This is a genomic window from Roseibium sp. LAB1 (assembly GCF_054658235.1).
In genome coordinates this window covers 46,607-69,655 of sequence record NZ_BAAGIB010000009.1, presented here as the reverse complement: position 1 = coordinate 69,655, position 23,049 = coordinate 46,607, and the positions used below count along the sequence as shown (strand labels likewise).

The following is a 23,049-nucleotide window of genomic DNA, read 5'->3' as shown; positions in this document are numbered from 1 at the left end:
GACTTGGCGTATCCGGGATTTAGAGGCGTATCCCTGCGCGGTAGGGGTCCGCCGGATTGAAAATCAGGTTGGCATCGGACGTGACGAAGGCCTGTCCGGTGATGGTGGGAATGACGCCGCCGCCCGAGCCGGGCTGGTAGCTGATCCTGTAGGTGCTGCCGATGACGCTTTCCTGCAGGTAGTCCTCACCCGGTGCCAGCGCACCATCAGCGGCAAGGCAGGCAAGCTTGGCCGAACAGCCGGTGCCGCAGGGCGAGCGGTCATAGGCACCGCCCGGACACAGCACGAAGTTGCGGCTTTGCGCGGACGGGTCTTCGGCCGGCCCGAACAGCTCGATATGGTCGATCCAGGCACCGTCCTTACCGGTAACACCGGCCTTATCCAGCGCATCGCGGATCTTGAGTGTGAGGTCGGTCAGTGGGCGGATATTGGCCCCCGTCAAGGCAACCGGGCTGTTCTTGACCAGGAAGAACCAGTTGCCGCCCCAGGCGACATCGCCCGTGACCTGTCCAACACCTTGGACTTCAACCGCGACGTCCTTCGCCAGCCGGTAGCTCTCGATGTTGACCACCGACACCGTGTTGGCGTCGATCAGGTCGATCTCGACCACGCCCACCGGCGTTTCGAACTTGTGCCGTCCCGGTCCGATCCGGCCGAGATGGGCCAGGGTCACACCGAGGCCGATGGTGGCGTGGCCACACATGCCGAGGTTCTGCAGGTTGTTGAAGTAGATCACCCCGGCGACGCAAGAAGGGTCGGACGGCGGCACCAGCAGCGCACCGATGATGGCATCATGACCGCGCGGTTCCAGCACGACGGAAGCGCAGAAGTCGAGATGCTCGGCTTCCAGCCGGGCGGCGCGTTCCGCCAGCGTCCCCGATCCGAGATCGGGGCCACCGTCGAGCACAACGCGGGTCGGTTCACCCGCCGTATGGCTGTCGATTACGCGCATTCGGCGATCACGCCACCTTGCGTGCTCCAGTCGGCGTACCATGTCTTGAACAGCTTGTACTGCGCTTCGACATAGTTGCGCTGTGCATCGTTGAGGGCGTCGCTCTCGTTGAAGTGCAGCGTGTATTCGGTGTCGCCGTTCAGCACCATCAGGTGCTTGTAGTAGAGCACCAGGTCCGGGCCTTCATCGAAGCTGGACAGAACAGCCAGCGCCTCTTCCAGTTCCCTGGCCCGCAGGCGAGCTTCCGCATGACCTTCTGCGGCCTTCTTGCAGAGCGCCACCAGATGCAGGACTTCCTTGGGAATGGCATTGCCGATACCGGTGATCGCGCCGGTCGCACCACAATTGATGAAGCCGTGATAGACGGCTGTGTCGACACCGACCATCAGCGTCACCTGGTCATCCTGCGAGGTGATGTTTTCAGCTGCATAGCGCAGATCCGCAAGACCACCGAATTCCTTGAAGCCGATCAGGTTCGGAAATTCCCGGCGCAGGTCGAAGAACAGATCGGCGCGGGTGGCGAAACCGTAATAGGGGCTGTTGTAGATCACGGCCGGCAGGTTCGGCGCCGCCTTCAGGATGTCGCTGAAGTGGTTGCGCTGTGCCGACACGGAAATGCCGCGGGACAGAACACGTGGAATGACCATGAGACCATGGGCACCAACCTTTGCCGCATGGGCTGCGTGGGCAACGGCAGACTTGGTGTTGACCGCACCGGTTCCAACGACAACCGGAACACCCGCCTTCACCAGACGCTCCACGCCTTCCATGCGCTGCTCGTCCGTCAACAGCGGCCAGTCGCCCATGGAGCCGCAATAGACAACGGCGGACATGCCGGCCGCGATCAGTTCCTTGCCCTTCTTCACGAGAGCATCGAAGTCCGGTGTACGGTCGGCCTTGCAAGGGGTCATCAGGGCAGGCATGCAGCCGGAAAAGATATTGGACGTCATCATTCACTCCTGGATAGGTCAGGCCTGCCGGTTGGCTCCCACGTGCCGCGCACGGGCCCTGAGGCCTGACGGTAAGATCTAGTTGCGCCGGGTCAGCGCACGTTAGCAAGAAATTTTCGGGTGTTCTCGGATTCAGCTTGGCCGAAGATCTGCGCCGGCGGCCCGATCTCCTCCATCACGCCTTTATGGAAGAAGGCGACCCTGTCCGACACGTCCCGGGCAAAGCCCATTTCATGGGTGACGCAGATCATGGTCATGCCTTCTTCGGCAAGCAGGCGCATGGTGTCGAGCACCTCGCCGACCAGTTCCGGATCAAGCGCGGACGTCGCTTCGTCGAAGAGCATGTAGGTCGGCTCCATGGCAAGCGCCCGGGCAATCGCGAGCCGTTGCTGCTGGCCGCCCGACAGGTTGTTCGGGTAAACCTTGAGCTTGTCTGCAAGCCCCACGTGACGGAGCTGCTTTTCGGCAATCGCCTCGGCTTCCGTCTTCGACTTGCCCTTGACGATCCTCGGCGCCAGCGCAACATTTTCCAGCGCGGTCAGATGCGGAAAGCTGTTCCATTGCTGGAACACCATGCCGAGCTTCTGGCGCAGCTTGTTGATGTCCGTGTCCTTGGCATGAACGTCAGTGCCGTCAACCATGACCGATCCCTTCTGGATCGGCTCCAGGCCGTTGATGCAATAGAGCAGTGTCGATTTGCCGGATCCGGACGCACCGATGACGGAGAGCACTTCTCCCTTTTCGACATCAAGATCGATGCCCTTGAGCACCTGAAGCGCGCCGAAATATTTCTCAAGGCCGCGTATCTCGATCATTGGGCCCACCTTTTTTCCAGTTTTGCGGCATAGCGCGAGATCGGGAAGGACAGCGCGAAATAGAACGCGCCTGCGAGAGAGAGGATCAGGAACGGTTCCTGTGTCCGGGTGATCAGGATCTGGCTGGCCTTGAGCAGTTCGACATAGCCGAGCACGGAGACCAGCGCTGAATCCTTCATGACGCCGAGCGCCACACCGACCCAGGCAGGAAAGACAGCCCGCCCGCCGATGGGCAGCACCACGTAGCGCATGTCCTGCCAGTAGCTCAGCCCCAGGGAACGCGCCGCCCTGCGCATGGGCTTGCCGACCGCCTCGATGCCGCCACGGGCGACATTGGCGACCAGCGACGCGCAATAGATCGTCAGGATCACCACGCCGGAGGCAAACGGATCGAAATTCAGTCCGACGATAGGCGCGAAATTGTAGAACAGCACCAGCTGGATAATCAGCGGCACGGAGCGGAACACATCCAGCACCGGCCCCAGCAGCAGCATCGCCGCCAGCCGGCCCTCGTAGAGCATCCACCCGAACAGACCGCCGAGCACTGTGCCGATGATGATCGAGACAGCCGAGATCCACATGGTCCTGAGCGCAGCTTCGCCAAGGAACCAGAAGTCGTGAATATTGAAGCCCGAGAAGAAGCTGATGGATTCTTTCATGTCAGCCTCCTCAGTACCTGAACAGGCGCATGGCCATGAGCCGGGACGCCCCCAGGATGAACTTCACGATCACGTAGTAGATGACGGCCGTGACCGCGAAATATTCGAAGATGCGGAAAGTGCGACTGGCGAAGAACTGAGTCTCGCCGGACAGCTCGCGGAACCCGACCAGCATTCCGAGAGAGGACATCAGCACGGCCCACACCATCTGATTGGTGACCGGGTGATAGACGATGCGGAACACCTGCGGAATGATGATGCGGCTATAGGCCTGCCAGGACGTCATTCCCAGCGACCGCGCCGCGCGCAACTGCGTGTCGGGCACGGCCTGAAACCCGCCGCGAAAATTTTCCGCCAGATAACCTGCGCAGTTGAAGCTGAGGCCGGCCAGCACGATGAAAAACGGCGTCAGGTGGATGCCGAAGGCACCAAGCCCGAAGCCAAAGAAGAACAGCTGGAACAGCGCCGGCGTATTGCGTGCCAGCTCCACCCAGGTTGTCGCAAGCCAGTAGAGCGGCCCTCTAAGCTTCAGCCGGATCAATGCCAGCGCAAGGCCGACCACGATGCCGATCACCATCGACAGGGTCGCGACTTCCAGCGTCAGCAGCCCGGCTTCCAGCAGATCAGGCAGGCTTTTCAACACCGGCCGCCAATGGAAATTATAATCGAACATTTTTTACGAATTGCTCCGGCTATCCCGCCTTATCGGGGCGAGGCATACGCATTCGTGAGATCTCGGCGGTGAGGATCACCACTGCAGATCTGATTTTGGTGCCACCCCGGACAAGCGGAGTGCAGATCCGGGGCCTACTCTCGGTGAAACTTGCTGAAGCCGCGGATCTCTTCGCCGAGGATCAGCACACGCTTCAAACTTTCCGGGAATGAGTGGGCCCCGGGTCTCCCTTCGGTCGCCCGGGGTGACATTGAAAGAACCGCGAGCGACCGGTAGTCGTCGTTCCCGATCGCTCATTCAGGTCATTCTCAGTACATCACACCCGGAATGCGCAGTTCCGGTGCTTCGCCGCCGACATATTTGCCCCACAGCTCGCCATAGCGGCCGGAGCGCACCTGGTGGGTGACGAAGAGGTTGAGGAAGTTCAGCCAGGTCACGTCTTCGCGCTTGGCAACGACGGACGTGTAGTCCGTGGTCCAGGGCATGCGCGGGCCCGGCTCCAGCGTTTCATACTGGTCGGTGACCGGCTTGACGGCGGTGTTGGTGGTCAGGCCGATATCGGCCTTGCCCTGGGCAACAGCAAGAAACACTTCGTTTTCGGACTGATAGCCCTGATAGAGGTGCTCTTCGCCCCAGTCGGCGGCGATCTTCAGCCATTCCTGCTCCGGCACGGTGCCGATGGCAGCGGCGACGCGCTTTCCGCGGATATCTTCAAAGGTGCTGATACCGCTTTCGGTGTTGACGACACCCTGGGCGTAGTAAATGGCGTAGGGAATGGTGAAGCCGACGGTGCGGGCACGGGCAAGGCTGTCGGAAGTCGCACCGAACACCACATCCGCGCGGCCGGTCACGATCACCGGCAGGCGCTCGGCCCAGGTCACCGGATAGATGATCGGCTCGACCTCAAGCGCCGCGGCGAGATCGTTGCAATATTCCACGTCGAAGCCGGCCGGTTCGTTGTTCTCGTCCCGATAGCCGATCGGCGGAAAGTCCAGCACCACGCCGCACCTCAGCTGGCCACGGTCGACGACATCATCCAGCGTGTCGGCCTTGACGGGCAGCGCTGCGGCGACAGACAGCGCTGCGGCAGCCACAAATTTCCTGATCATGAGTTCCCCTCTTCCTTCTGAAGATTGTTGGTCCCGAGCAGTTCCTGCCCCGGATCGTTTGTTTCCCGGCCCGGCGGGTTTCCCGCTCGAACCGGAATGTGTCCTGCCCCTCTGGCCTCCCGAGCCATCGGGGCTTCCGGTGTTCCGCCGGGGCGATGCCACCGCCCGCGTCCTGTGCCGGTCTCACCGCACGGTCTTGCGACCCGCGGTACGTCTTGCCCGCGCCTTCGCACCAGCAGACGGCACGCTTGCCGTCTGTTGCCGAGCGCTCACCCGAGCCCGAGATTGATAAACCAAATTGGATCCAATATTCAATATAAAATATTCAAAATCATTTTCGCTTCACCAATCAGGGTCCATCCCGTAAAAGGTGGCTTCAGGGAGAACTGGTCCTATGAAACTGAAAACGATGGATATTTCCGCGACTGCTTCGGCATCGTCGATTGTGTTCGACGCGCTGCGGAAAGCCATTATCGAGGGCCAGCTCGAAGAAGGTGAACCGCTGCGTCAGGACGAGATCGCCCGCCTGTTTAACACCAGCCGCATCCCGGTGCGTGAGGCTATCTCGCGGCTGGAGGAGCAGGGCCTCGTCAAGACCCAGCGTTACAAGGGTGCGGTCGTTGCCGGTCTTTCACCCAAGGAAACGGCGGAGATCTTCGACCTGCGGGCGTTGGTGGAACCGGAAATCATCCGCAATGCGGTGCCGTTGATGTCGAAGGAGTTGCTGAGGGATGCGCGCGCGAAATGCGCCGCCTTTTCTTCGGCAACGGATCCGATGGCCTATGGCGACCTCAACCGCGATTTTCACGAAACGCTCTACAGCGCCAGCGACCTGAAGTTCTTCCAGGAGATCGCCGACAATGCCATCGACCGGGTGGAACGGCAGATCCGGGCCCAGCTGGTGATGTCCAACGGCATGGAAAGGGCAGGACGCGAACATTTCGCTATCCTGGAAGCCTGCGAAAAAGGCGACGCGGACCTCGCCTCAAAGCTCACCCGGGAGCATATCCACGGCGCCAAGGCTTCGCTCTTGAAGCATCTGCCCGGCGCGTGACTACGTCACTTCGTGCTTAAGTGCTTAAACGCGATTGACCGACTGCACGGTGCCGGTTTCGTCGATGACGCAAACCGCCTGCCCGCCATCAAAGGTCAGATTGACCTGATAGGCGTTCTCGCCAGAGGGCATCGAGCTGACGGGAAGGACATTGCCCCCGGCAATCTTCAGCTCTTCAGCGGTTTTCGATGCACAAAGCAGTTGCAGGTCTGTCGGTGCGGTTTCGCCCGACGAGCGCACCGCACCGGCGGTCGGGCTCTGGTTGGAGCTGCTGGTATTGCAGCCCGAGACAACGGAAAGACTTAGCCCTGCGGCTAGTCCGGCAGCAAGCTTTTTCGATACCCTGATTTTCATGTCGAGTTTCTCCCACCCGTCCCCGGTAAACCTAGACGCCCTTGTAAAGGGCCGCCCCCTGCATCAGCACAATCACCTTCGCACCGACTTCGACCCGGCTGTAGAGATCCGCGACATCCTCGTTGTTCAGGCGGATACAGCCGGACGAAATATTGAGACCGATCGTCCAGGGCTGGTTGGTTCCATGGATACGATAGATGGAATCCTTGTTGCCGATATAAAGATACATCGCGCGGGCACCGAGCGGATTGTCGGGCCCGCCCGGCATCCCACCCGCCCATTTGGCGGATTCCGGGTCCCGGGCAATCATTTCAGGTGGCGGTGTCCAGGTCGGCCACTCCTGCATTCGGCCGATCTTGACGATGCCGGCCCAGCCGAAACCGTCACGCCCGACACCGATGCCATAGCGGATTGCCTGGAAATTGGGCTGCACCAGGTAAAGGAAGTGCCGGTCACCATCGATGATGATGGTACCCGGCTTTTCAGCCGTCCGGAACGAGACCACCTGCCGCCGGAATTCCTCGGGTGACTGACCGTGCCGGTTATAGAATTTGGCGGCTGCGCGCGGAGTGTAATCCACCCATTTTCGTGTCGTCGGGTCGTAGATCTGTGTCTGGAACGATTGCGCCAGGGCCATGCCCGCAAAGGCCAGCACGGCCACGGCAGGCATCCAGCTCAAGACGGTGCGAAGTGCGCTCGGCAGTCTGATCATTTGGTCCACTCCCCGATACGGTCCGCATTCGCGGCAATCCAGTCCCTTGCAACATCTTCGGCAGGTTTGCCCTCGACAACAACGGCATAGCTCATCCCGGTCACATCGGCCGGTGTCAGTTCCAAGGCTGAAAGGAACCTGGCCACTTCGGGCATGCCGCTTTCAAGGGAGGTTGCAAAGGCAATCTTGAAACTGGACGCGTCCCAGGCGGTATCGGCATGAGACTTTTCCAGCCAGTCGTTGTCCTGGGCACGGGTGACGATTGTCCAGCGCGCCGGATCATACGCCGGCTCTTCCAGCTTGACGATGTCATGAAGTTCAAAAACATGGTGCGGCCCGTAACAGTAGAAAACCACGGGTTTGCCGAAAGAGACCGCGGCATCGACCGCCGCCATGGCGACATCTTCCGGCATTTCCAGAAGAGCCATTGTCTGGTCATAGCCGTAGGAATGGGCCCTGATCTTTTCGATCTCCGTTGACGACCAGCTCGGCGCACCGATCCAGATCTCACCTCTGCCGTCTCCGTCACTGTCGAATTTCGCGGCCATCTCCGGCTTCACCAGATCGGTCACCGCCTTGATGCCCGTTTGTTCGACCGTCGCGCGTGTCGCGCAGATGTTCTGTGTCGCGGCAACGCTGTTCGGGCTGAGTGACAGGACGTGCTTTTCCTCGCTCAGACGGGACACCATTGCCGACAGGTTGGGAAACCAGACTTCGGGATGAACCTGGATTTCGCCCCGGCCGATATCGGAGAGAATTGTCAAGGTTCCGCGGTCACGCAATTCCGTTTCGACGCCGAGGCGGTCTTTCAGAACATCGTCAATGATGTGAGCGGTAACTTGAGCCGACGGCCAGGCAGGCACGCCGATGACGACGGCGTCAGCCCTGGCTGAGGCGGTGACGGCAACCGCCAGAAACGAGGACAAGAGAACAGAACGCCACACAGCCATTACTCCCTACACACCTGGTTCACTACCTTAAACACTGGGGCAAATCTGACGCAACGGCAAATAGCAGAAAAGACTATATCCGGCACCCGGCGGGCTTCGAAGGATGTTCACTTGACCTGATTATGACCAGGAGCAGGGCGTTTTGACGCCCGATCACCCAAATTCTCTATCACTCCAGATAAACGTCTTCCCGGTAGTCGGGCACCCAGCACGGCCAATCAAGCTCGCTCTCGATCCTGTAGCGCAGGGTATCGGCAGCTTCCGGTTCGCCATGGGTCACGAATGTCATTTTCGGTGGCTGTGAAAAATTGCCAAGCCATTGCATGATTTCGTCCGCATCCGCATGCGCGGAAAGCATATGCAGGTTGCCGACCTCCGCCCGGATAGGCACGTCGGAACCGTGTATCCTGACGCTGGTCGCGCCGGACGTGATGGCCGCGCCGCGTGTTCCACCCGCCTGGAACCCTGCAAACAGGATCATGTTGCGATGGTCGGTCGCATAGTGCTTCAGGTGGTGCAGCACCCGGCCGCCTGTTGCCATGCCGCTTGCCGAAACGATCACCTTGGGCATGCGATTGCGGTCGAGATCCTTGGATTCCTCGACATCGGCAACGTAATGCGCCGCCCCATTCGACCAGTCGCATTCCTCCGCTGTCAGCCGATGATCGTCCGGGTGTTTGCCATAGATGTTGGATGCGCGGACCGCCATTGGACTGTCGAGAAAAACAGGCAAATCCGGAATACGTCCCTCGTCCTTCAGATGCTGGATGTGGAACAGCAGCGACTGGGCCCGCCCGACGGCGAAGGACGGAATGATGACGGTTCCACCACGCCCCGCCGTCTTGGTGATGGCTTCGGCCAGAACGTCCTCTGCATCCAGCTTCTCGTGCCGGCGGTTGCCATAGGTGGATTCGACCAGCAGATAATCCGCCTCACGGATCGGCGAAGGGTCGAACATCGTCGCGTCGCCGTAGCGCCCAAGATCTCCGGAGAAGACAATTCGCGTTCCGCCCCAGGTCAATTCGACGATCGCCGCACCGAGAATATGACCGGCCTTGCGAAAGGAGACGCTGAAAGCGCCCAGCATCTCATGCTCTTCATTGAACGCGACCGGCCGGAACCGGTCCAGCGACACCTCCGCGTCCTTCTTCGTATAAAGCGGCAGGGCTGGACGATGCTTTGAAAACCCGTGCCTGTTGGCGAATTCCGCGTCCTTTTCCTGCAAAAAACCGCTGTCGGGCAGCAGGACCGCACACAGATCCCGCGTAGCCCTGGTGCAGACAACCGGCCCTTTGAAGCCATTTCGAACGAGTAGCGGCAGATAGCCGGAGTGATCCAGATGAGCGTGCGTCAGAATAACCGCGTCAATGGTTTTCGGATCGACAGGCAGCGGTGCCCAGTTCCTGAGCCGCAACTGCTTGTAGCCCTGGAACAGGCCGCAATCGACCAGCACGCGGACACCATCCTTTTCGAGCAGATACTTTGAGCCCGTGACGGTGCCAACACCGCCCAGAAAAGTCAGTTTCACGCTCATGGTGCTGCATTCTCCCGATCGTCCGCGAAAGTTTCAGGCTCAACGGCCTCACCTGCCCGCGCATTCCGGGAAAGGCGGATTGAATTCAGGCATGAAATCAGAAACTTGCGCAAGTGCCCCGTTGTCACGGAGGTCACGTGATATCGCGGCGCAGCAGCCTCTTTTTCCCGTTGAAGACAGCCGGATATTGCCGGTAAACCCCGCCTGAGCGGACGGGCACATTGAAAAATGTTGCATTGCAACATATCTTAGTCTTCCGATGCACCGGCAGGCCGTAAATGGTTTACCGCCGATCACCGCTCACAAGCGGCCGGGCACGAAACTCAAGCAAAAAAATATCACGAGGAAACGTTTCGGGGGTTGGACACTACTTCGTGGAAAGGAACCCGGACCTTGAAACATACTGTTTCGCATAGCGCTTCAGGAGCGCGCAGGACACACGTGAACCTGGCGCTCCAGGGTGGCGGTGCCCATGGCGCCTTCACCTGGGGCGTATTGGACCGTCTCCTGGAGGAAGAGACACTCGAGATCAACGCCCTTTCGGGCACGTCGGCCGGCGCAATGAATGCGGCGGCGTTGCTGACCGGCCTTGAGAAAGGCGGGCGTGAGGAAGCGCGTGCAGCGCTGGAAGGCTTCTGGAAAAAGGTTTCAAAAAGAAGCCGGTTTACCCCCTTCAACCTGACGACATCCAGAGCCGTACTCGGCGGATTGGGAATAGATTTCGAAACCTTGCCGTTCCTGTTCGGCGCGGGAATGAATTTCCTGTCGCCTTACGACCTCAACCCGGTGGGGTTCAACCCCTTGCGGGAAATCATAGAAGACACGATCGATATCGAGGCCATTTCCCGCTCCATCATCCCGCTGCATGTGACGGCGACCCATGTCGGCTCTGGCGAAGCGCGTATCTTTTCCAATGAAGCCATCAGCACCGACGTGCTTCTGGCATCTGCCTGTCTTCCCTCGCTTTTCCACGCGGTCGAGATCGATGGCGAGCATTACTGGGACGGCGGCTACACCGGCAACCCCAGCCTGATGCCGCTGGTTCTGGAACCGGGCGATGCGGACCTGTTGCTGGTGCAGACCAGCCCCACCGAACGGGTCGCCCTGCCACAGGACGCCCGGCAGATCGCTGCCCGTGAAAAGGAGATTTCCTTCAACGCGCCCTTGATCAAGGAACTGCGCCAGCTGGCGGAACTACAGCATCAGGCCGGCGTCGCCTCACCGGCGGCCCGACCGGGTTTCCTCCCGAGCCTGTCCGGACGCAATGCCGGCTCGGGTCGGCCGCGCTCCGATCGCGGCACCAACCCTTTTGCCGACCTGAGGATTCACCGCATTGCCGGTGCCGGCATGAATGGCCGAAGCGACCAATCCAAGCTCAATTCCACCTGGCCATTCCTGGAAGAGTTGCGCGAGGAAGGCCGCGTTGCAGCCGAAGAGTTTCTTCAGCACCACGGTGCGGATGTGGGACGGCGGTCGTCACTGGATCTCAGCCAATGGCTGCAGAGAACGTCTCCCCGTCCTCATCGGAAGGCAAAGGCATCCTGACTGCGTCCGAAGGGAACGCTCAGCGTGGCAGCAAACCGTTCAGGATGAGCTGGATCGTATGGTTGAGATAGGTGCGAATGTCCGACAGGCCAGTGATCATGTCGGGTGTCTTGGGCCGGAACAGCCGGGCCGCAATAAGGACATCCAGAAGGTATTTCGCCGTATCCCGCGAAGACTGGGTGACGATCCGCCCCTTTGCGACTTCCTCCTCGACCCAGGCGGTCACCACATCATGCAGCTCGCTGCCGCAATGTTTCCTGAGAAGCGTGCCCAGTTCCTCGTTGGCGACGGCCTCCACGTAGAACAGGCGCATTTCGGCAGCCTGCTGAAGGTGTTTCTCGTCACTCTGGTCGACCTTGAAGACCGCTTTCAGGGCCTCTTCCAGCGTTGCTGCCTGCCGGCCCGCCGGAATATCAAGAAGATTGGCGCGGTGGCGGATGGCAAGTTCGGCGAAGAGTTCGATTTTCGAGGGAAACAGCTCGTAGAGCGTCCTCTTGGAAATACCGGCATTCTTGGCGACCAGTGCCATGGTCGTGCCAGTGTAGGCATGCGTCCGGAACGTCTCGAAGGCAGTCTCGACAATGCGCGCCTTTAGCGTTGCCTCGTCATGAACCTTCTGCCGGCCCCGCTGCCGGTGCTCTGATCCGATGTCCTGCTCCCCAGGACAGCTACGCGTTTGCACACTTTTTTTTTCCGAAGAGCTCATCAAGTCTCCTCCCCCGTTACGAACTGATACCGAATTTCGATTGACGAGGGAACCTTGAAGAGAATATTGGTACCCGAGAGTTTTCTAATACTCCACAGTCTTTGCGACCAAAGAGGTTCCTCCCGGAAATGACGTGTATCCCTCTCGGTTCGAGCACTGCGTCCCTGTGCTCTACGAAGAAGCCGTTCCATGCTTTTTTCATCGCCTTCCTGATCTCCTCAAGCCTTGGAACCGGCATCTCCCATGCCCAGCAGATGAGAGGTGCCGCACCCAAACCGGAAGTCGGCGTTGTCGAACTTGAGCCGGAATCGGTCGCGATCACCGCCAAGCTGTCCGGCAGGATTGCAGCGTCCCTGGATGCCGAAGTCCGGCCGGAGGTTGGCGGCATCATCAAGGAGCGGCTGTTCAAGGAAGGCACGGAGGTCAAGGCCGGGGATATTCTCTACCGGATCGAGGACGATCTCTACAGGGCAGCTCACGACAGCGCCCTGGCCGCCCTTCAAAGAGCGGAAGCCGCCCTGCCAAGTGCCCGGACCAAGGTCGAGCGATACGAGGAGCTGATCACCCAGAACGCCGTCGCCAAGCAGGAGCTGGACGATGCCAAGGCCGCTCTGGCACAGGCGAAGGCGGACATTGCCTCTGCGAAGGCCAGCGTTCAGACCGCAAGGATCAATCTCGACAACACCGTCATCAAGGCGCCGATTTCCGGCCGCGTTGAAGCCTCGACACTGAATGTCGGCGCGCTGGTGACCGCCAGCCAGCCGGCCCCGCTGACCATCATCCGCCAGCTTGACCCGATCAATGTCGACGTCACCCAGTCGAGCACCAACCTGCTGAAGCTGCGCAAGGCCGTGCGCGAGGACCGGATCAAACTGTCCGGCGACAACGTTCAGGTGCGTTTGCTGCTCGAAACGGGTGAGGAATACTCGGAAACCGGCAAGCTGGAATTTTCCGAAGCCCACGTCGACCCGACCACGGGCACCTACACGCTGCGTGCTGAGTTCCCGAACCCCGACCGCCTGCTTCTGCCAGGCATGTACGTTCAGGCGATCGTCGAGGAAGGCATCGCCCAGAATTCGTTCCTCGTGCCGCAGCGCGCCGTGTCACGCAACGCCAGAGGCGAACCGACTGCGCTGTTCCTCGGCCAGGACGGCAAGGTGGAAGAGCGCGTCCTCAGGGTCGAAGGCGATATCGGCAACAACTGGCTGGTCAACGAAGGCATCTCGGAGGGAGACCGGGTCATCGTTGAAGGATCGCTGTTCGTGCGGGCGGGCCAGGAGGCAACCGGCACCCTGGTGACCATTGACGAAGCAACCGGGGAGGTCGAAAGCCGCGGCGAGGCGGTGTCGAACACAAGCGAGACTTCCGACTGATGTCAGCTTTCTTCATCGACAGGCCGATCTTTGCCTGGGTCATCGCCATCGTCACGATGCTGGCAGGCGCACTGGCCATCACCACGCTTTCCGTGTCGCAATATCCGCAGATTGCCCCGACCACGGTCAATATCAGCGCCAACTATCCGGGAGCCGATGCGGCAACGGTCGAAAACTCGATCACCAAGGTGATCGAACAGGGCATGTCCGGGATCGATTACCTGGACTACATGACGGCGACGTCTTCGAACTCCGGTTCAGCCCAGATCTCGCTGACCTTCTCGTCCAAGGCGGATCCGGACGTGGCCCAGATGCAGGTGCAGAACAAGCTGCAGCTCGTCTCCAGCCAGCTGCCGCAGATCGTCCAGAACACAGGTATCACCGTCACCAAGTCGACCTCCGGCTTTCTGATGGTGCTCGGCTTCGTTTCGACCGACGGACGCCTGACCTCCACCGACATTGCCGATTATGTCGACAACACGCTGAACGACACGCTGAAGCGCGTCGAAGGTGTCGGTGAAACCCGGCTGTTCGGCTCCGGCTATGCCATGCGTATCTGGCTCGACCCGACGAAACTGCTGAAATACAACCTGATGCCGGGCGATGTCAGTTCCGCCATCCAGGCCCAGAACACCCAGGTTTCCGCCGGCCAGCTCGGCGGCCTGCCGCAAGTCGAGGGACAGCAGCTCAACGCGACCATCACCGCGTCCAGTCGCCTGCAAACGGCGCAGCAGTTCCGCGACATCATTCTGAAGAGTTCCGAAGACGGTTCCGTGGTTCGCCTCAATGATGTGGCCCGGGTGGAAGTTGCCAACGAAAGCTACAGCACCGCCGCCTTCTACAACGGCATGCCGGCATCTGGCCTTGCCGTTTCGCTTGCAACCGGTGCCAACGCCATCGACACCGCCCAGCGGGTGCGCGACACCATCGACCGGCTGTCCTCGACACTGCCTGCCGGCGTCGACGTGGTTTATCCCTACGACACCACCCCCTTCGTGAAGCTATCCATCGAGAAGGTGGTCCACACGCTGCTGGAAGCGGTCGTGCTGGTGTTTCTGGTGATGTATCTGTTCCTGCAGAACCTGCGCGCAACCATTATTCCGACACTGGCCGTACCCGTGGTTCTGCTCGGCACCTTCGGGGTGCTCGCCCTGTTCGGATATTCGATCAACACACTGACGATGTTCGCCATGGTGCTCGCCATCGGGCTATTGGTGGACGACGCCATCGTCGTGGTGGAAAACGTCGAGCGCGTGATGGCGGAGGAAGGTTTGCCACCTCGCGAGGCGACCCGCAAATCGATGAACGAGATCACCGGTGCGTTGATCGGCATTGCGGTGGTGCTGTCCGCCGTCTTCGTGCCGATGGCGTTTTTCGGCGGGTCGGTCGGGATCATCTACCGCCAGTTCTCGATCACCATCGTTTCGGCCATGGTGCTGTCGGTGTTCGTTGCGCTCATCCTGACGCCCGCACTCTGCGCCACCATGCTGAAGCAGGGTGACCACGGCCACAAGCGCGGCCCCTTCGCCTGGTTCAACAAGGGTTTTGATGCCAGCGCCGACGGCTACCGGGCCGCGAACGGCGGCATTCTGAAGCGCGGCAAGCGCTTCCTGGTGCTGTTCGTCGCCATCGGTGTTGCCATGGGCTGGATGTTCAACCGCCTGCCAAGTTCGTTCCTGCCTCAGGAAGACCAGGGCATTCTGATCGCCATGGTCAACCTGCCTGTCGGCGCTACCCAGGGCCGGACACTGACTGTGCTCGACACGGTGCGGACCCACTTCATGGAAAACGAGCCGGATGCGGTCGACAGTGTTTTCACCGTCGCCGGCTTTGGCTTCGGCGGTCAGGGACAGAATGTCGGCCTTGCCTTCATTCGCATGAAGGATTTCACCGAGCGTGAGGACCCCAGACTTGCTGCCCAGGCGGTCGCCGGCCGCGCCATGGGAGCTTTCTCGCAGATCAAGGATGCCCGTGTCTTTGCCCTTGCCCCGCCCGCCATTCAGGGCATGGGCAACACCAACGGCTTTTCGTTCTATCTGCAGGACATCAACGGCGCTGGTCATGAGCGGCTGATGGAAGTCCGAAACCAGCTTCTGGGCATGGCCGCCCAGTCCGGCAAACTGACTGCGACACGGCCCAACGGCCAGGAAGACCAGCCACAGTTCAAGGTCGACATCGACACGCAGAAAGCGCGCCTGCTCGACCTCGGCATCCCGGACATCAACGAAACACTGTCGATTGCCTGGGGCTCCGACTACGTCAACGATTTCATGGACCGTGGCCGCATCAAGCCTGTTTACGTGCAGTCCGATGCCCCGTTTCGGATGCAGCCGTCCGATCTGGACCTCTGGCACGTACGCAATTCCAACGGCGACATGGTGCCCTTCAGTGCCTTCGCCAGCTCGCGCTGGACCTATGGGTCACCCAGGCTCGAGCGCTTCAACGGTGCGTCGGCGGTGGAACTTCAGGGCCAGGCGGCTCCCGGCATCAGCTCGGGCGACGCCATGGCGGAAATCGATGCGCTTGTTGCCCAGCTTCCGGCAGGATTCGTCCATGAATGGACCGGCCTGTCCTATCAGGAACGGCTGTCAGGGGATCAGGCCGCATCGCTTTATGCGATCTCGATCCTGATCGTGTTCCTGTGCCTTGCCGCGCTTTACGAAAGCTGGTCGATCCCATTCGCTGTGATGCTGTCGGTGCCTATTGGCATCTTCGGTGCGTTGGCGGCAGCCCTGATCTTCGGGCAGACCAACGACGTCTACTTCAAGGTCGGCCTGCTAACGACCATCGGGCTGGCGGCGAAGAACGCCATCCTGATCGTGGAATTTGCCATCGAACGGCAACGCCAGGGCAAGGACCTGCTGCAGGCAACGCTTGATGCTGCTCGCCAGCGGCTCCGGCCGATCCTGATGACGTCCTTCGCCTTCATCCTGGGCGTGACGCCGCTGGCGATTGCCACCGGGGCAGGTTCGGGTGCGCAGAACTCCATCGGCATCGGTGTCATGGGCGGCATGATCGCCTCCACCGTGCTCGGCATCTTCTTCGTGCCGCTACTGTTCGTCACCGTGCGGCGCATCTTCAGCCGCAAGCAGACGAACGAAGCCGCCCCCGATACTTCAGGCAGCAAAGCCCATTGAGAGAGTTTCGATGACCCTTTTCAAACCTGAAACCGGCTCTGCCTGCGCCGTCCCCACTCAACGCCGCAAGACCTGGCTACGGCTAGGTGCGGGCCTCATGGCTGCAACCCTACTGAGTGCCTGTTCCGTTGGCCCCGACTACCAGCGCCCGGACGTCTCCGTGCCCGGCAAGTGGCGTAACACTACAGGCGAAACGCCTGCCTCCGTGCCGCAACTTGCCAACTGGTGGACGCAGCTTGGCGATGCCCAGCTCAACAGCCTGATCGCCCTTGCGGTTCAGAACAACCTGGACGTCCGTACCGCCAAGGCCAAGGTCCGCGAAGCCCGGGCCAGCTACAAGCAGGCTTCCGCTTCGCTCTTTCCGAGCCTTGACGGCGCGGCCGGCGTGAACCGGTCCAAATCGAGCGGGTCGGACAGCGTCAACACACTGTGGAACGGCGGCTTCGATGCGGCCTGGGAGATCGACATCTTCGGTGCCAATCGCCGGGCGCGGGAAGCTGCCAAATACGGTCTCGACGCTGCCGAGGAAGACCTCAGGGCAAGCCTCCTGACCCTGATCGGCGACCTGGCCACCAACTACGTCGAGGCCCGCGGCCTCCAGCAGCGCGTGAAGCTGGCGCAGGACACCGCAAGGTCGCAACAGTCCTCGGCTGACCTCATTCGCAAGCGGTTCCAGGCAGGCTCGTCCTCCGGTCTCGACGTCGCCAATGCAGAAGGTCAGGCCGCGTCGACCGAGTCCAATATTCCTGCCCTGAAGACGGCTCTTGCCGCCTCCATGCACCGGTTGAGCGTCCTGACCGGTCAGCAGCCGACCGCGCTCACCGACCAGTTGATGAAAAGCAGCCGCATTCCGACACCGAAGCTGCCCATCCCCGTCGGTATTCCGGCAAGCATACTGCTGACGCGCCCGGACGTGCGCCTGGCCGAACGCAAGCTTGCTGAATCAACGGCGAAAATCGGACAGGCGACGGCAGCGCGCTATCCCTCTGTCAGCCTGGCTGGCTCGATCGGAACCGCGGCGTCCGATTTCGGCGATCTCGGCAAGAATTCCTCGATCAGCTGGGCCTTCGGTCCGTCCCTCTCCGTGCCGATCTTCAATGCCGGCAAGCTGGCGGCAGGCGTGAAGATCGCCGAAGCCCAGCGCGATCAGTCTTTCCTCGCCTACCAGGCTTCGGTGCTGACGGCTCTGGAAGACGTTGAAAACGCACTTGTCGGCCTCACACAGGAACGCAAACGGGTCGCCAGCCAGGCGCGCGCAGCAGCGAACTTCAAGTCGGCGGCGGAACTCTCCAGATCGCTCTATCAGACCGGCGCGGCCAGCTTCCTCGATGCCCTCGACGCGGAGCGCTCGACCTACTCCGCCGAAGACACGCTCATCCAGAGCCGTGTCCGCCTGACCACCTATTACATCGCGCTGCAAAAGGCACTCGGCGGCGGCTGGACCGGCAAGGTGGAAACCGACAAGCCGGAAGTGGTCGACAAGAACACCGGCCCGCATTTGTCGGTTGCGTACTGACGCGACCTCGGCACCACTAATCGGACAGGGCAAAGGCTTGAAACCCTTGCTCAGTCCGTCTTGTTTTTGAAAGCCTGCAGCAAGTCGGCGACCAGCGGGTTCGGGAAGCGCCGGTGCAGCGTGACGGCGAAGAACCCCTCCTTGAGCCCTTCCAGCCTGCCCAGTTCGATGAGGCGCCCCGAGGCAAGTTCGTCTCTCACGACAATCGGGGGAATGACGGCCAGACCTGCATGCGCCCGCGCGAGCAGGCGAAGCATCGCCATGTCGTCGGCTTCGGCGGCAACCTTCGTGGCAATGCCCAGTTGTTCGACCATCGCATCGAAGGAGGCCCGAAGGGCCGACTCCGGTGTCGGCAGGATCAACGCTTGCGAGGACAGAAGCTCCGGCATCGGCCGCCCCACCAGGTCACTCGCCGTCGCGGGAGCAACAAGGCTGACGGGCTGCTCCGACAACCCGTGCACCAGATAGGGGCTGGAGGCATCCCGGGCGGGTACAAGATTTGTCAGGACGACATCGATCGCAAGAGACTCCAGCGCTCTCAAAAGCTCGGCCTGTGCTCCGGAGCGAAGAATAACTTCGACGTCTGATCGCCCGATCAAGGGTTCAATGAAGCCGATCTGGAAATTTCGCGAAAGCGTCGCAAGGGATCCGACACGCAAGGCCTTGCGCTCCGTGCCCGCATTGCGAAGCGTCGCGGAAAGGTCCTCAGCTGTCCGGAAGATTGCTTCAGCGTGATCAAGGGCGATCCGGCCGGCTTCCGTCAACACGAGACCACGACCGCGCCGCTCGAACAGATCATGTCCGAGGGAGGCTTCGAGCGTCTTGATCTGCGAGGAAAGCGCCGATTGCGAAAGGTTCAGGACCCGGGCCGCACCCGTCAGCGTTCCATCCCGCGCCACCGCCCGGAAAAGCCGAAGATGATGGAGATTCAACACCGAAACACTTCCAAGATATAGAACGTTATTGACTATAATATGTAATTTTTTGAAAGAAAGCGAGACGGTATACCCACGGCGTCTTCCAGTGTCCGTGAGGTTCCCATGTCGCACTTTTTCCCCCTGCCTCTTCTGGCCCCGATGCTGTTGCTGGCATCTGCTACGATGTCGACAGTGCAACCGGGCCGCCGCCCTGGGCGTTACCCTTGGGTCTCGGAGGCGATTGCGTTCTTCGCCTTTCTGATTGCCCTGGCCGGTCTTGTGCAGCTTCTGGCTTTCGGTGCCTCCGAGGCAAGCCTGCTTGAAGGCCCGTTCACGCTTGTCGTCCGGCTTGATCCGATCAGCGTAACAATGACACTGCTGGTGTCCTTCATCGGCTGGGTCGTGATGCGTTATTCCCGGACCTACCTCGACGGCGAAGCGCGCGAGGGCGCATTCCATGGCTTGATGCTCACCGCTTTGGCGGCCGTACTGGTGGTTGTCCAGTCGGGCAGCCTGCTGTTGCTGGTGCTCGGTTTTGTGGGGATCGGACTTTCCCTGCGCAAGCTCCTGCTGTTTTACCCGCAGCGCGCCGCTGCCCAGCGGGCAGCTACAAAATTCGCGATTGTCTGGCACGCAGGTGATGTCTCACTGCTGCTGGCCGCCGGACTGTTCATGGCAAGCACGGGCACCGCGCAGCTTGGACAGCTTTCTGAAACCATCGGGCCCGATCTCTCATTTGTCGAACATCTGGCTGTGGTGTTCCTCGTGTTGGCAGCCGTCCTGAAGACAGCCGCCTTTCCGCTGCACGGCTGGCTGACGGAAGTCATGGAGGCACCAACGCCGGTGTCAGCCCTGCTTCACGCGGGCATCATCAATGCCGGAGGCTTTCTGCTGATCAGGACCGCGGATCTCGTTCAGGCCAGTCCGGGAGCCATGGGAACACTTGTGGCACTTGGCGGCCTGACTGCGCTCTTCGGTGCCGTGGTGATGCTCACCCAAAGTGCGGTCAAGACAGCCCTTGCCTGGTCAACAATTTCCCAGATGGGCTTTATGCTGCTGCAGTGTGGCCTCGGACTTTGGCCGCTTGCACTCCTGCATGTGGTCGCACATTCCCTGTACAAGGCCCATGCGTTCCTCTCTTCCGGAAGCGCCGTCCTGGCGGTTGCCAAATTGCGCCGGCCCGGCCCCATCGCCATTCCGAGCGTTGCCAACGTCCTGCGGTCGTTCGCCATCGCGCTGTTGCTCTACGGGGTTGTTTCCTTCGCATTCTCGATGATCGCCGGACCAAAGACCCCTCAGGCGCTTGCCATCGGAACGATGCTGATCTTCGGCGTGGCCTATCTGGTAGCGCAGGGTCTTGCAGATGCAGCCCCTGCCGATCTGACATACCGCACCTCAGTGGCCGCAGTCATCGTTGCCCTTGCCTATTTCGGCTTCCAGCAGGTTGCGAATCTGATGTGGGGCGCAGCCTTGCCACAAGCGCCTGTCGCCGGTCCCCTTGAATGGGCGCTGATCGTCCTGGCTGTCCTTTCCTTCGGCATCGTTGCGGTTGCGCAGACGCTGTTCCCCCTCTGGTCACATCACCCGTCGACAGCCGGCCTGCGCGTTCACATCGCCAACGGGCTTTACCTCAACGCTATCCTTGACCGCTTCATTGGCGGATACCGGGTTGCGAAATCCAGATAAGACGAGGCAATTCAGATGTTCATCAAACACACTCAATTCGGTTCTTTACGGGTTTCAGGCATCCTGGAGGCGGGCGAGGCAGCCGCGCGGGCCATCCCTCCGGCCTTCCCCTTGGACGCAACCGTCGCCGTCAATCCGTTCCTTGGGCAAGTTGGCGAAAATCTCGCGGAAGCATCTGCACGCCTTTCCAGAACAGCGGGTGCCAGCCTGACCCGGCCAAGACCCAGCTACGGCTCCGACATCGCCGGCGGCCGGATTACCGACGAAGACCTCGCAGCCGCTCTCAAGGCAAGCAAAGCAGAAATGAAACCTGAGAGCCTCGCACAGCTCAAGGCATTCGCCCAAGAGGACAGACCGGCCCCAATGGCGTCGCCGACGATTGCCGATCTCGCAGCTTCTGTTTCCGGCATCGACTGGCCATCGATTATCGAAAAGACAGTCGGGCTCTGGGCAGCCGGTTATTTCGACCGTGGACAGGCGCTGTGGTCCCCGGCTCCAGGTGAAGGTGCCTATGTTGCCTGGCGGTCGTGGGCGAGCCGCGATCTGACGCCCGAGATTGCCGGCCTGGCAGGGTTCTGCTCCCATGTGACGGCTTCCCCTGACACGTCCGAACAGGCCATCCTGCGGACAACTGACCGGCTGGGCATCAGCGTGCCGGCAGCCGAGACCGTGTTTCACCGGCTGTTGATGGATCTTGGAGGCTGGGCGCAGCATGCGCGTTGGCTGCTGTGGCGGGCTGAACAGGACGGCGAGACGGACGGAACCCTTGGTGATCTCCTGGCCGTCCGCCTTATCTGGGAAGAGGCGTTGTTCAACCGTTTCCCGGAAATCGCCGATCAGTGGCAGGCCACGCTACAGCTCCATGCGGCCCCGCTCATCCCGGTCCAAGACCAGGTTGTCGATGCCATGCTGCAGGACGCGGCCGAGCGGGCATACCAGCGCAAGCTCAATCAAATCCTGACCACAGCACCGAAGCAAAAAGGTGAGCGCCCCGCTCTACAGGCAGCGTTTTGCATCGACGTGCGTTCGGAAGTTTTCCGGCGGGCGCTGGAAAACCAGAGCCCGACAATCGAAACACTTGGGTTTGCCGGCTTTTTCGGCCTCCCGACAGCGCATCGGGATCACGGCTCGGATATTGAAGAAAATCACCTGCCTGTCCTGTTGAAACCGTCTTTGTCTTCAACCAGCCACGGCTCCGCGAAAAATGAGAAAAAGACCCGCATCGGTGCGCGGGCCATACGGGCATTGGACAGGTTCCGCCAGGCCGCCGTCTCGTCCTTTGCCTATGTCGAGGCTGCCGGGCCGCTTTACGTGACCAAGCTGGTGAAAGACTCCTTCGGCCTTCACGCAGGAAAGGCCGCAAGCCGTCCTGCGCCAAAGCTAGATCCGGCCCTCGATGCCATGACAAAAGCTGCAACCGCTGCTGCCGTCCTGAAGGCGATGAGCCTGACGAAGGGTCATGCACAAGTGGTGCTGTTGGTTGGCCACGGAGCAAATGTCGCGAACAACCCTCATGAAAGCGCCTACCATTGCGGAGCCTGCGGAGGCTATTCGGGAGAAGTTTCGGCGCGGTTGCTTGCAAGCTTGCTGAACGATGCTGAAACCCGCGCCGGTCTTGCCGGTCACGGTATCGACCTGCCGGACGACACCCGGTTCGTCGCGGCTCTCCACGACACGACAACGGACGGGATCACTCTGTACGACCAGGATCAACCCGGGCCGATCGAGGGGCTCGATCTTGTGAAAAAATGGTTGAAGCGGGCCGGAGCCGAGGCTCGGGCGGAGCGCGCCCTGCGTCTGCCGGGCACCAATGCTGCTTCCGTGGCCTCCAGAGCATTCAACTGGGCGGAAATCAGGCCGGAGTGGGGTCTGGCGGACTGCGCCGCCTTCATCGCGGCTCCCAGGAACGTGACATCGACAACAAATCTGGAAGGCCGGGCCTTCCTTCACAGCTACGATTGGCAATCGGACAGGGACTTCAAGACGCTTGAACTTATCCTGGCCGCCCCTGTGGTCGTGGCAAGCTGGATCAGTCTTCAATACTATGGCTCATCAGTCGCGCCGGATGTCTTCGGTGGAGGCAACAAACTCATCCACAACGTGGTTGGCGGCATCGGTGTTGTCGAAGGCAACGGCGGGCGTCTGCGGCCCGGCCTTCCCTTGCAAGCGCTGCACGACGGTGAAAAGGACATGCACACCCCACTGCGGCTGTCGGTTCTGATCGAAGCTCCCGAGGAGGCAATCTCGGGCATACTGGATGCGCACCCGGATGTCCGGAACCTTTTCGACAATGGCTGGCTGCACCTGTTCGCTCTGCGGAACGGGCGTATGGCTGCCCGGTACCTGCCGGGTGGCACCTGGATCGAGGAAAAGACCACCACCCCGGCGCCCTGCCTCTGAAAAGACC

19 protein-coding genes are annotated in these 23,049 nt (G+C 60.8%); 7 read left to right on the top strand and 12 right to left on the bottom strand.

Translation table 11 applies throughout. The features are described 5' to 3' along the window. Positions 1–19 precede the first annotated feature (19 nt). From ACYQ54_RS27590 to ACYQ54_RS27565, 6 genes are all read right to left on the bottom strand, one after another. Positions 20–952 (bottom strand): 4-hydroxyproline epimerase, encoded by a 933-nt coding sequence (locus ACYQ54_RS27590; protein ID WP_460088176.1) that lies wholly within the window; start codon positions 950–952, stop codon positions 20–22. Next, positions 943–1,902, bottom strand: a complete 960-nt coding sequence (locus tag ACYQ54_RS27585) for a dihydrodipicolinate synthase family protein (protein ID WP_460088174.1) — start codon at positions 1,900–1,902, stop codon at positions 943–945. The genes ACYQ54_RS27590 and ACYQ54_RS27585 overlap by 10 nt, the downstream gene beginning before the upstream one ends. 92 nt (positions 1,903–1,994) lie before the next feature. Beyond that, positions 1,995–2,717 carry an amino acid ABC transporter ATP-binding protein gene (locus tag ACYQ54_RS27580; RefSeq protein ID WP_460088171.1) on the bottom strand — a complete coding sequence of 241 codons (723 nt, stop codon included), beginning with the start codon at positions 2,715–2,717 and terminating at the stop codon, positions 1,995–1,997. Continuing rightward, the gene (locus ACYQ54_RS27575; protein WP_460088169.1) at positions 2,714–3,376 is read right to left on the bottom strand and encodes an amino acid ABC transporter permease; all 663 of its coding nucleotides are present in this window, start codon (positions 3,374–3,376) and stop codon (positions 2,714–2,716) included. Before ACYQ54_RS27575 ends, ACYQ54_RS27580 begins: the two co-directional genes overlap by 4 nt. Before the next feature lie 10 nt (positions 3,377–3,386). Continuing rightward, entirely contained in the window at positions 3,387–4,049 is a 663-nt protein-coding gene (locus ACYQ54_RS27570) for an amino acid ABC transporter permease (protein ID WP_460088167.1), read from the bottom strand. Positions 4,050–4,357: 308 nt separating this feature from the next. Beyond that, complete coding sequence (locus ACYQ54_RS27565) at positions 4,358–5,158, bottom strand: transporter substrate-binding domain-containing protein (RefSeq protein ID WP_460088164.1); 801 nt, start codon at positions 5,156–5,158, stop codon at positions 4,358–4,360. 394 nt (positions 5,159–5,552) lie between these two features. Here ACYQ54_RS27565 and ACYQ54_RS27560 point away from each other — a divergent pair, with 394 nt between their 5' ends. Beyond that, complete coding sequence (locus tag ACYQ54_RS27560; RefSeq protein WP_460088162.1) at positions 5,553–6,212, top strand: GntR family transcriptional regulator; 660 nt, start codon at positions 5,553–5,555, stop codon at positions 6,210–6,212. Positions 6,213–6,236: 24 nt separating this feature from the next. Here the strand turns inward: ACYQ54_RS27560 and ACYQ54_RS27555 are convergent, their stop codons facing one another. The 4 genes from ACYQ54_RS27555 to ACYQ54_RS27540 all read right to left on the bottom strand — a co-directional run bounded on the left by ACYQ54_RS27555 (position 6,237) and on the right by ACYQ54_RS27540 (position 9,762). Continuing rightward, positions 6,237–6,566: a hypothetical protein gene (locus ACYQ54_RS27555; protein ID WP_460088160.1), complete on the bottom strand. Its 330-nt coding sequence runs from the start codon at positions 6,564–6,566 to the stop codon at positions 6,237–6,239. 31 nt (positions 6,567–6,597) lie between these two features. Then, positions 6,598–7,236 carry a L,D-transpeptidase gene (locus ACYQ54_RS27550; RefSeq protein WP_460088216.1) on the bottom strand — a complete coding sequence of 213 codons (639 nt, stop codon included), beginning with the start codon at positions 7,234–7,236 and terminating at the stop codon, positions 6,598–6,600. Between the two features lie 38 nt (positions 7,237–7,274). Next, entirely contained in the window at positions 7,275–8,228 is a 954-nt protein-coding gene (locus ACYQ54_RS27545; protein WP_460088157.1) for an ABC transporter substrate-binding protein, read from the bottom strand. A gap of 169 nt (positions 8,229–8,397) precedes the next feature. Beyond that, on the bottom strand, positions 8,398–9,762 hold the full coding sequence (locus ACYQ54_RS27540; protein ID WP_460088154.1) for an MBL fold metallo-hydrolase: 1,365 nt from the start codon (positions 9,760–9,762) through the stop codon (positions 8,398–8,400). A 393-nt stretch (positions 9,763–10,155) separates the two neighbouring features. On the opposite strand from ACYQ54_RS27540, the gene ACYQ54_RS27535 reads away from it, so the two are divergent. Continuing rightward, complete coding sequence (locus ACYQ54_RS27535; RefSeq protein ID WP_460088152.1) at positions 10,156–11,307, top strand: patatin-like phospholipase family protein; 1,152 nt, start codon at positions 10,156–10,158, stop codon at positions 11,305–11,307. Between the two features lie 19 nt (positions 11,308–11,326). Here ACYQ54_RS27535 and ACYQ54_RS27530 read toward each other — a convergent pair whose 3' ends face one another. Continuing rightward, positions 11,327–12,013, bottom strand: a complete 687-nt coding sequence (locus tag ACYQ54_RS27530) for a TetR/AcrR family transcriptional regulator (protein ID WP_460088149.1) — start codon at positions 12,011–12,013, stop codon at positions 11,327–11,329. A 128-nt stretch (positions 12,014–12,141) separates the two neighbouring features. On the opposite strand from ACYQ54_RS27530, the gene ACYQ54_RS27525 reads away from it, so the two are divergent. From ACYQ54_RS27525 to ACYQ54_RS27515, 3 genes are read left to right on the top strand one after another with little or no spacing between them, the layout of a single operon-like run. Continuing rightward, complete coding sequence (locus tag ACYQ54_RS27525; RefSeq protein WP_460088147.1) at positions 12,142–13,386, top strand: efflux RND transporter periplasmic adaptor subunit; 1,245 nt, start codon at positions 12,142–12,144, stop codon at positions 13,384–13,386. Then, positions 13,386–16,523 carry an efflux RND transporter permease subunit gene (locus ACYQ54_RS27520; RefSeq protein WP_460088145.1) on the top strand — a complete coding sequence of 1,046 codons (3,138 nt, stop codon included), beginning with the start codon at positions 13,386–13,388 and terminating at the stop codon, positions 16,521–16,523. Before ACYQ54_RS27525 ends, ACYQ54_RS27520 begins: the two co-directional genes overlap by 1 nt. 10 nt (positions 16,524–16,533) lie before the next feature. Continuing rightward, positions 16,534–18,039, top strand: coding sequence for an efflux transporter outer membrane subunit (locus ACYQ54_RS27515; protein ID WP_460088142.1), 1,506 nt, complete (start codon positions 16,534–16,536; stop codon positions 18,037–18,039). Positions 18,040–18,089: 50 nt separating this feature from the next. Here the strand turns inward: ACYQ54_RS27515 and ACYQ54_RS27510 are convergent, their stop codons facing one another. Continuing rightward, entirely contained in the window at positions 18,090–18,974 is an 885-nt protein-coding gene (locus ACYQ54_RS27510; RefSeq protein WP_460088141.1) for a LysR family transcriptional regulator, read from the bottom strand. 105 nt (positions 18,975–19,079) lie between these two features. On the opposite strand from ACYQ54_RS27510, the gene ACYQ54_RS27505 reads away from it, so the two are divergent. Together ACYQ54_RS27505 and ACYQ54_RS27500 are read left to right on the top strand one after the other, a co-directional pair. Then, entirely contained in the window at positions 19,080–20,642 is a 1,563-nt protein-coding gene (locus ACYQ54_RS27505) for a proton-conducting transporter transmembrane domain-containing protein (protein ID WP_460088139.1), read from the top strand. A gap of 15 nt (positions 20,643–20,657) precedes the next feature. Further along, the gene (locus ACYQ54_RS27500; RefSeq protein ID WP_460088137.1) at positions 20,658–23,042 is read left to right on the top strand and encodes a YbcC family protein; all 2,385 of its coding nucleotides are present in this window, start codon (positions 20,658–20,660) and stop codon (positions 23,040–23,042) included. Positions 23,043–23,049: the final 7 nt, after the last annotated feature.

Excerpts from the sequence above, each read along its gene's own strand:
- ACYQ54_RS27590 (WP_460088176.1), bottom strand. The coding sequence starts at position 952 with ATGCGCGTAATCGACAGCCATACGGCGGGTGAACCGACCCGCGTTGTG.
- ACYQ54_RS27585 (WP_460088174.1), bottom strand. The coding sequence starts at position 1,902 with ATGACGTCCAATATCTTTTCCGGCTGCATGCCTGCCCTGATGACCCCT.
- ACYQ54_RS27580 (WP_460088171.1), bottom strand. The coding sequence starts at position 2,717 with ATGATCGAGATACGCGGCCTTGAGAAATATTTCGGCGCGCTTCAGGTG.
- ACYQ54_RS27575 (WP_460088169.1), bottom strand. The coding sequence starts at position 3,376 with ATGAAAGAATCCATCAGCTTCTTCTCGGGCTTCAATATTCACGACTTC.
- ACYQ54_RS27570 (WP_460088167.1), bottom strand. The coding sequence starts at position 4,049 with ATGTTCGATTATAATTTCCATTGGCGGCCGGTGTTGAAAAGCCTGCCT.
- ACYQ54_RS27565 (WP_460088164.1), bottom strand. The coding sequence starts at position 5,158 with ATGATCAGGAAATTTGTGGCTGCCGCAGCGCTGTCTGTCGCCGCAGCG.
- ACYQ54_RS27560 (WP_460088162.1), top strand. The coding sequence starts at position 5,553 with ATGAAACTGAAAACGATGGATATTTCCGCGACTGCTTCGGCATCGTCG.
- ACYQ54_RS27555 (WP_460088160.1), bottom strand. The coding sequence starts at position 6,566 with ATGAAAATCAGGGTATCGAAAAAGCTTGCTGCCGGACTAGCCGCAGGG.
- ACYQ54_RS27550 (WP_460088216.1), bottom strand. The coding sequence starts at position 7,236 with ATGCCTGCCGTGGCCGTGCTGGCCTTTGCGGGCATGGCCCTGGCGCAA.
- ACYQ54_RS27545 (WP_460088157.1), bottom strand. The coding sequence starts at position 8,228 with ATGGCTGTGTGGCGTTCTGTTCTCTTGTCCTCGTTTCTGGCGGTTGCC.
- ACYQ54_RS27540 (WP_460088154.1), bottom strand. The coding sequence starts at position 9,762 with ATGAGCGTGAAACTGACTTTTCTGGGCGGTGTTGGCACCGTCACGGGC.
- ACYQ54_RS27530 (WP_460088149.1), bottom strand. The coding sequence starts at position 12,013 with ATGAGCTCTTCGGAAAAAAAAAGTGTGCAAACGCGTAGCTGTCCTGGG.
- ACYQ54_RS27525 (WP_460088147.1), top strand. The coding sequence starts at position 12,142 with ATGACGTGTATCCCTCTCGGTTCGAGCACTGCGTCCCTGTGCTCTACG.
- ACYQ54_RS27520 (WP_460088145.1), top strand. The coding sequence starts at position 13,386 with ATGTCAGCTTTCTTCATCGACAGGCCGATCTTTGCCTGGGTCATCGCC.
- ACYQ54_RS27515 (WP_460088142.1), top strand. The coding sequence starts at position 16,534 with ATGACCCTTTTCAAACCTGAAACCGGCTCTGCCTGCGCCGTCCCCACT.
- ACYQ54_RS27505 (WP_460088139.1), top strand. The coding sequence starts at position 19,080 with ATGTCGCACTTTTTCCCCCTGCCTCTTCTGGCCCCGATGCTGTTGCTG.
- ACYQ54_RS27500 (WP_460088137.1), top strand. The coding sequence starts at position 20,658 with ATGTTCATCAAACACACTCAATTCGGTTCTTTACGGGTTTCAGGCATC.